Here is a 1,207-nt window from a genome sequence, read left to right as displayed (position 1 = left end):
GACATCAAGGCCGAGGGCGCGATGACCGTGCTGTTGAAGGACGCGATGCAGCCCAACCTGGTGCAGACGCTGGAGAACAACCCCGCCTTTGTGCATGGTGGCCCGTTTGCCAATATCGCGCATGGCTGCAACTCGGTCATCGCCACCAAGACGGCGCTGAAAGTGGCCGATTACGTGGTGACCGAGGCCGGTTTCGGGGCCGATCTGGGCGCCGAGAAGTTCATGAACATCAAGTGCCGCAAGGCCGGGATCGCGCCGTCGGCGGTGGTGCTGGTGGCGACCGTGCGCGCGATGAAGATGAACGGCGGCGTGGCCAAGGCCGATCTGGGCGCGGAAAACGTGGCCGCGGTCAACAAGGGCTGCGCCAACCTGGGCCGCCATATCGAGAACGTCAAAAGCTTTGGCGTGCCGGTGGTGGTGGCGATCAACCACTTCGTCACCGATACCGAGGCCGAGGTGCAGGCGGTCAGGGACTATTGCGCCAATCACGGGGTCGAGGCGGTGCTGTCGCGCCATTGGGAGCTGGGTTCGGAAGGCTCCGAGGCGCTGGCGCGCAAGGTTGTCGAGCTGGCCGATTCGGGCAAGGCGAACTTTGCCCCGATCTATCCCGACGACATGGGCCTGTTCGAGAAGATCGAGACCATCGCCAAGCGCATCTATCGCGCCGACGAGGTGCTGGCCGATCAGAAGATCCGCAACCAGCTGAAGGAATGGGAAGAGGCCGGCTATCGCAACCTGCCGGTCTGCATGGCCAAGACCCAGTATTCCTTTACCACCGATCCGAACCGGCGCGGCGCGCCGACGGGCCATTCGGTGCCGGTGCGCGAGGTGCGGCTGAGCGCGGGGGCGGGCTTTATCGTGGTGGTCTGCGGCGAGATCATGACGATGCCGGGCCTGCCGCGCAAACCGGCGGCGGAAACCATCCGGCTGAATGACGCGGGCCAGATCGAGGGCTTGTTCTGAGCCGCGATATGCGCAATTCACGGCCCGGGACCGATCCCGGGCCGTGAGAGTTTCAAGACATGAGCACATCCATCCCGCCGCAGGACTGTAGCGACATGGCCAGCCTGCGAGACCAGATCGACCGGCTGGACCGCGAGCTGATCACCCTGCTGGCCGCGCGGGCGGGCTATATCGACCGGGCGGTGGAGCTGAAACAGGGCAATGGCTGGCCCGCGCGGATCCCCGAACGGGTCGAGGAAGTGGT

Annotated in this window: 2 protein-coding genes; both read left to right on the top strand. The window is 65.1% G+C overall.

Annotated features, from left to right (window positions below; translation table 11 throughout):
• A partial coding sequence (locus tag AC2FLM_RS02250; RefSeq protein WP_496855232.1) for a formate--tetrahydrofolate ligase occupies positions 1–963 on the top strand: 963 nt, incomplete at its 5' end.
• A 59-nt stretch (positions 964–1,022) separates the two neighbouring features.
• Positions 1,023–1,207 (top strand): chorismate mutase (locus tag AC2FLM_RS02245; RefSeq protein WP_496855230.1); only part of this gene is annotated, 185 nt, incomplete at its 3' end.

It is taken from the genome of Ruegeria sp. SAZD011 (genome assembly GCF_059612545.1).
The sequence above is the reverse complement of the archived record's forward strand: the minus strand, read 5'-3'. Positions and strand labels throughout refer to the sequence as shown.